A 7296-nucleotide genomic window follows, 5' to 3' on the forward strand; every position below is an offset into this window, starting at 1 on the left:
GAAAAAAGAGAGCGCTCTCGCGTCTCTTTTTGATCCGTTATTCCGGACGGGCAAAAATCATACGTCCTGCAGACGTTTGTAAGACACTCGTCACAACGACAGGGAGCGTCTTCGAAATCAATTTACGTCCGCCCTCCACGACGACCATCGTCCCGTCCTCAAGGTAAGCAACCCCTTGATTCTGTTCTTTTCCTTCTTTAATAACTGTCACGACCATCTCTTCACCAGGAATGACAATCTGTTTGACAGCGTTCGCCAAATCATTGATGTTCAAGACCGGTACATTTCGAACCTCACACACTTTATTTAAGTTGTAGTCATTCGTAACGACAATCCCGTTTTTCAGTTCAGCCAGTTTGATCAATTTGATGTCGACTTCCGGTACATCTTCAAAGTCTCCATCATAGATCTCAACCTGGATGCGCTTGTTTTCTTGAAGTTCCTTCAAAATGTCCAGTCCACGACGTCCACGATTCCGCTTCAACGTATCCGATGAGTCGGCGATGTATTGCAGTTCGCCGATGACGAATTGTGGCACAATCAATGTCCCTTCCACGAATCCAGTCGTCGCAATATCCGCGATTCGACCGTCGATGATGACGCTCGTGTCTAAAATCTTATCATTCGAGCGTTGGACTGGTTCAGCCGCAGGCTTATCCCGTTCACTCTTCACAAATAGTTTGATCCATTCGTTACGCTTCCGATAGCCGACCGCGAAACCAAAGTAACCAAACAGGGCCGTGACAAAAATCGGGACGATTTTACTCAGTAAGAAGATATTCGTGACTTCAAGCGATACACTGATCAAAAAGGCAATCAAGAGCCCAATGATAAGACCGATCGAACCAAATAAGATATCCCCTACGGGTAAACGGACGAGCCGTTCTTCGACAAAACGAATAAATGCAACAACACCATCTGTTAAGAATAAACTAAGAATGAAGAAGATAAGTCCACCAATCAAACTTGCTACGTATGGAATCGTTAACCACCCCGGCACATTCATGCCAAGGTCTGCTAATAAAAGCGTCGCTTCGATGATTCCGAACCAACCCACGACGAGTCCAATCAAAATAAATCCGATTCGTACAGCAATCTTCACTCATTCCACCTCCTTCTATATGAAATAAAATTTCAAAAAATAACACTTTCATTGTAACACGATTTTTTCAATCACGTTCGTTACAAAGCGTTAAAAACTGCCAGTGGCGACCCGTTAGAACGGAATCGCCAACTGGAGTGCTTCGTCCACTGTCCCGACCCCGACGACTTCAATCCCTGCCGGAGCGGTCCATCCCCCCATGTTATTTTTCGGGATGATGGCCCGTGTAAAACCTAGTTTCGCCGCCTCGGCGACACGTTGCTCGATTCTTGAAACCCGTCGCACTTCACCGGTCAATCCGACCTCACCGATGCAGACATCCGTCGGACGGGTCGGACGATCGCGGAAACTCGAGGCGATCGAGATGCAAATCGCAAGGTCAATCGCCGGCTCGTCCAGTTTGACGCCACCGGCTGCTTTCAAGTACGCATCCTGCGTCTGAAGCAAGAGACCGGAACGTTTCTCAAGCACGGCCATGAGAAGCGCGACTCGGTTTTGATCGATGCCCGTTGCCATACGTCTCGGGTTCCCGAACGATGTCGGAGAGATGAGTGCTTGGAGTTCCACGAGTACCGTCCGTGTCCCTTCCATTGAGGCAACGACGGTCGAGCCTGATACGCCCGCGGTGCGCTCCTCTAAGAATATTTCGGACGGATTGAGCACTTCCTCAAGCCCGCTCTCTTTCATCTCGAAAATGCCAATCTCGTTCGTCGACCCAAAACGGTTTTTCACCGCCCGTAAAATACGGAACGTATGATGACGTTCCCCTTCAAAGTAAAGTACCGCATCGACCATATGCTCGAGTAAACGAGGACCAGCAATCGATCCTTGCTTCGTCACGTGACCGACGATGAAGACGGCGATCCCTCGCGTTTTCGCAATTTTCATGAGGGCGGCCGTACATTCTCGAACTTGCGACACGCTCCCTGGCGCTGATTGAATCTCATCCATGTATACCGTTTGAATCGAGTCAATGATGACAAATCCGGGTTGCTCCTCATCAATAACCCGTTCAATCATCAACATGTCCGTCTCAGCGAGTACGAACAAGTCATCCGTTGGTAAGCCGAGCCGTTCCGCACGCAGTTTCGTCTGTTTGAGCGATTCCTCTCCCGAGATGTACAGCACCTTTTTACCACTATGGGCTAAGTGAGCGCTGACCTGTAGCAAGATTGTTGATTTCCCAATCCCTGGGTCCCCTCCGACTAAGACGAGTGAACCTGGGACAATTCCTCCACCGAGCACGCGGTCAAATTCACGGCTATTCGTATGCACACGCGTCTCTTCTTGTGAGACGACGTTTGCTAAACGTTCCGGTTTCAATTGTCGCGATGAACTATGCACAAAGGCCGCTCCACGTTTGGCCTTCTTCTCTTCTACAAACTCTTCGACGAGCGTATTCCATTCATTACAACCCGGACAGCGTCCCATCCACTTGGCTGATTCATATCCGCACGATTGGCAGACGTATTTCGTTTTAATTTTGGCCATAAGTTCCCTTCCTGTCTAAAAAAAGCTCCCTCTAAACGACGAGGGAGCTGAATGATTTACTGAACTACACCTTCGTTACGAACGACGAACTCTCCATCTTGTACGTCGAGCGCAACTTTACTGCCTTTAGCGATTGTACCGCCGAGCATCGCTTCTGAGAGACGGTCCTCCACTTCCCGTTGAAGGGCACGACGGAGAGGGCGAGCCCCGTATTCCGGATCGTAACCGACATCGGCAATTTTATCGAGTGCCGCATCCGTCAAGCTGAAATCAACACCTTGCTCGGCGAGACGTTTCTTGAGCGTCTCTGCCATAAGTTTGATGATTTCTTGAATGTGCTCTTTTTGAAGTGAATGGAATACCGTGATTTCATCAATTCGGTTCAAGAACTCAGGTCGGAACGCTTTCTTCAATTCCTCGAGTACTTTGTCCTTCATTTCTGTATACTCACGTTTCACATCATCTTCCACTGTGAATCCTACATATTTGTTTCGTTGAAGCGCTGCGGCTCCGACGTTAGACGTCATGATGATGACGGTGTTTCGGAAGTCGACTGTGCGACCTTTCGAATCCGTCAAGCGACCGTCGTCTAACACTTGAAGCAAGATGTTGAATACTTCTGGGTGCGCTTTTTCGATTTCATCGAGTAGGATAACCGAGTACGGTTTCCGACGCACTTTTTCAGTCAATTGACCGCCTTCTTCGTAACCAACATAACCAGGAGGCGAACCGACGAGACGGCTCGTCGCATGTTTTTCCATGTACTCGGACATGTCGATTCGAATGATGGCATCTTCATCGCCAAACATCGCTTCGGCAACTGCACGGGCGAGCTCTGTTTTCCCGACTCCGGTCGGTCCGAGGAAGATGAATGACCCGATTGGACGTTTCGGATCTTTCAATCCGGCCCGGGCGCGACGGATGGCGCGGGAAATTGATTTCACCGCATCGTCTTGACCGATGACACGGTTGTGAAGAATTGATTCGAGTTTGAGGAGACGGTCTGTCTCTTCTTCGGCAATCTTCGTGACCGGTACACCTGTCCAGTTCGCAACAACTTGAGCGATATCTTCTTTCGTCACTTCAAGTTTTTCGTTACCTTGCTTGTTCTGCCACTCTGCTTTCAACTCTTCTAACTCATCGCGTAACTTCTGTTCCGTATCGCGAAGGGAAGCTGCTTTTTCAAACTCTTGGCTTTGAACGGCAGAGTCTTTCTCTTTACGAATCGATTCGAGACGGGATTCCAACTCTTTCAAATTCGGTGGTGCCGTGAATGAGCGAAGTCGTACTTTCGATGCTGCCTCGTCGACGAGGTCGATCGCCTTATCCGGCAAGAAACGATCTGAGATGTAACGGTCTGAAAGGACGACCGCCTCGTGAATCGCCGTATCTGTAATCGTCACACGGTGGTGTGCTTCATAGCGATCGCGTAACCCGAGTAAGATTTGTTCAGCTTCTTCTGTTGTCGGTTCGTTCACTTGAATCGGTTGGAAGCGGCGCTCAAGCGCTGCATCTTTTTCGATGTACTTTCGGTATTCATCAAGTGTAGTCGCCCCGATACATTGAAGTTCGCCGCGAGCCAATGACGGTTTGAGGATGTTCGACGCATCGATTGCACCTTCTGCACCACCCGCACCGATCAATGTATGCAACTCATCAATAAAGAGAATGACGTTACCGGCTTGACGAATTTCATCCATCACTTTTTTCAAGCGATCTTCGAATTCACCACGATATTTCGTACCTGCGACGAGCGTTCCCATATCGAGCACCATGACGCGTTTGTTGCGAAGCGTTTCAGGTACCTCGTTGTTGATGATTTGCTGAGCGAGACCTTCGACGACCGCTGTTTTCCCGACCCCTGGTTCCCCAATTAGAACCGGGTTGTTCTTCGTCCGACGCGACAACACTTCGATGACACGTTGAATTTCGCCTGCACGTCCGATGACTGGATCTAAACGAGACTCGCGTGCTTGTTGTGTCAAATCGCGTGCCAATCCGTCAAGCGTTGGTGTTGCGGCGCTCGCCCCAGGTTGCGAAGCATTTGAAGAAGACTCGGTGTTCCCGAGAAGTTGTAACACTTGTTGACGTGCTTTCGTCAAACTGATTCCAAGGTTATTGAGGACGCGTGCCGCGACCCCTTCTCCTTCACGAATCAATCCTAGAAGGATGTGTTCCGTTCCGACGTAAGAGTGTCCCAATTTTCGAGCCTCATCCATCGAAAGCTCAATGACCTTTTTCGCACGCGGTGTGTAATGAATCGTCGACCCGTTCTCCGAACCGCGACCAATCAATGATTCTACTTCTTGTTGGATTTTTTCAGAGGTCAATCCGAGGGCGAAGAGCGCTTTTGCCGCAATCCCTTCTCCTTCACGAACCAATCCTAATAAAATATGTTCTGTACCAATATTATGATGGCCAAGACGTACGGCTTCCTCTTGTGCTAAAGCTAATACGCGTTGTGCTCGTTCTGTAAATCGTCCAAACATCATTGACATAACCTCCTTATAGTTGGATCAAACTAAGCCTTGATCTAACGTTCGACGAACAAGTGTCGCTCGTTCTCGATCTCGTTCTTGCGTAGATAATGTTTTCCCGAAATGTTTTTGTAGAAAACCTGATTGTAACCGAACGATGAGTTCATGAAACTTCGGCGGACTCCAATCAGACAAAATTCCTAGGTCACTCGCTAAATGTAAATCAGATAGCCGCTCAATGGCTTCGGTAGAAGAAAGAAGTTTGGCATATCGTAAAATACCATATGACCGATAAAACCGATCCTCTAACTCTTCTTGTCGATGTGCGATGAGCTCTTCACGCGCATGACGTTCTGCTTGAATCACTTGTTCTGTCACTTCCATAAAGTCAGCTAACAGCTGTGATTCATGACTGCCCAATGTCCGCTGATTTGAAAGCTGGAACAACCGTCCTGCCGCATCGCTACCTTCTCCGTAACGACCTCGAATCGTATAGCCAAGTTTTCGAAGTTCTCGCAAAATGGGGCTGATTCGACCCGTTAACGTGAGTCCCGGTAAGTGTAACATGACCGAGGCCCGGAGTCCGGTTCCGATATTGCTTGGGCATGTCGTCAAGTAGCCTAACTGTTCGTCAAAGGCGTAGGAGAGTGATTCTGCGCACAATGCGTCTACTTGATTCGCTATTTCAAACGCCTCTTTCACTTGATAACCTGGGAGTAAGGTCTGAATTCGTAAATGATCTTCTTCGTTAATCAACACACTGATGGTTTCATCTTCACTTAAAAAGACTGCACTTTCTTCGTTTGCCGCAACGGCCGGACTAATCAAGTGTTTCTCCATCAACGCCTGCCGGGTGACTTCATCATAATCACGCATATGAAGATATTCAAATCCCTTTAACCCACGTAACCGCCCTTCGAGACGATTACACAGTTGACGTTCTCCTTCTTTAGAGAGGACCGGCGAAAACACAGTGTCTTTGACGTTACGTGCCAGTCGGATTCTTGTGGAGACGACCAGGTCATCCAATTTGGCACGCTCTTTCATTTTTGGACCAAGTGGATGTGTTAGGAACGTTTCCATTAGACATCACCTTGCCCTTCTAATTGCTTCATTTCTTTTTGAATACGTGCTGCTCGTTCATAATCTTCTTGTTCGACAGCGCGGGTCAACTCCCCTGCCAACTTTTCGAGTCGCTCTTCGATTCGTTCATGAGGTGTACGTAACTGGTCAGGGACCGAACCGATGTGATGATCATGTCCTTGTTGATATTGACGTGTGATTTTAATCAGTTCATCACGAAATACGGTATAACACGTAGCACATCCTGCTTTTCGTACACGCAATAAATCTTGGCGCGTCATCTGACAGGTTGGGCAACGCTTTACGACCGGGACATAGCCCGTCATAAGTTCTACCGTACATTGTCGACATAGCCGTTTTTTTACGGGCACGTCCTGTTCCATGACAACGACTTCATTGACAGCCGGTCGCTGTTTACAACGTTCACATAGCATACGACTTACCCTCCATTACGATAACGAAGTACTTTCATCAGCGCGAGTAGTTGTTGACGTCGAATATAGGAGCGATCGTCAACTTGTAAGTTCAATGCTTCATCTGATAAGAGATGATAAATCAACTGCGCCTCTTGTTCGTGCATCATCTGTTCTTCAACCAATCGAATCAGCACATTTTCAACGAGCTGTTCGTTCAAACGTGGATGTTCATGAATGACATCCATCAAACTAGAGAGAACATCTTGTTTTTCGTGTAAAATGACGCGTCGAATACGAATATATCCGCCACCGCCACGTTTACTTTCTACTAAATATCCTTTTTCGACGGTAAAACGTGTGTTGATGACGTAATTGATTTGGGATGGGACACATTCGAATCGTTGTGCGATATCTTGACGTTTGATTTCAATCGCATTTGCCTGACTTTCCTTCAAGACTTGCTTCAAATACTGTTCGATGACATCCGAAATATTTCTCATCTCCACCACCCTCTGACCATCTTTGACTTTTGACTATATTTTATCATTGATTTAAAAAAAGGCAAACGAAAAGCGATGCCTCTATGTCGAGAGCATCGCTAAAACAAAAAAACGACCGAGCGTATGCTCGGTCGTCCTCTGCGTTGTTGCCTGGCAACGTCCTATCCTCACAGGGGGAGATCCCCCAACTACTTTCGGCGCTGAGACGCTTAACTTCCGTGTTCGGC

At 47.9% G+C, this 7296-nt stretch carries 6 protein-coding genes and 1 rRNA gene; all 7 read right to left on the reverse strand.

The features are described from left to right. Positions 1-37 precede the first annotated feature (37 nt). On the reverse strand, positions 38-1102 hold the full coding sequence (locus KNO73_RS14180; RefSeq protein ID WP_215112656.1) for a PIN/TRAM domain-containing protein: 1065 nt from the start codon (positions 1100-1102) through the stop codon (positions 38-40). 114 nt (positions 1103-1216) lie between these two features. Next, the gene (gene radA, locus KNO73_RS14185) at positions 1217-2593 is read right to left on the reverse strand and encodes a DNA repair protein RadA (RefSeq protein ID WP_012727704.1); all 1377 of its coding nucleotides are present in this window, start codon (positions 2591-2593) and stop codon (positions 1217-1219) included. A gap of 56 nt (positions 2594-2649) precedes the next feature. Next, on the reverse strand, positions 2650-5085 hold the full coding sequence (locus tag KNO73_RS14190; protein WP_078147873.1) for an ATP-dependent Clp protease ATP-binding subunit: 2436 nt from the start codon (positions 5083-5085) through the stop codon (positions 2650-2652). 24 nt (positions 5086-5109) lie between these two features. Beyond that, positions 5110-6153: a protein arginine kinase gene (locus KNO73_RS14195; protein ID WP_215112657.1), complete on the reverse strand. Its 1044-nt coding sequence runs from the start codon at positions 6151-6153 to the stop codon at positions 5110-5112. Then, a complete protein-coding gene (locus tag KNO73_RS14200) occupies positions 6153-6587 on the reverse strand; it encodes a UvrB/UvrC motif-containing protein (RefSeq protein ID WP_012727707.1) in 435 nt (144 codons plus the stop codon). The genes KNO73_RS14195 and KNO73_RS14200 overlap by 1 nt, the downstream gene beginning before the upstream one ends. A gap of 5 nt (positions 6588-6592) precedes the next feature. Beyond that, on the reverse strand, positions 6593-7069 hold the full coding sequence (locus KNO73_RS14205) for a CtsR family transcriptional regulator (RefSeq protein WP_012727708.1): 477 nt from the start codon (positions 7067-7069) through the stop codon (positions 6593-6595). 148 nt (positions 7070-7217) lie between these two features. Further along, positions 7218-7296: ribosomal RNA gene (gene rrf, locus KNO73_RS15190) — 5S ribosomal RNA — on the reverse strand; the annotation flags it as partial.

Origin of the sequence: Exiguobacterium sp. s83 (genome assembly GCF_018617095.1) — a bacterium.
Taxonomy (GTDB): domain Bacteria; phylum Bacillota; class Bacilli; order Exiguobacteriales; family Exiguobacteriaceae; genus Exiguobacterium; species Exiguobacterium profundum.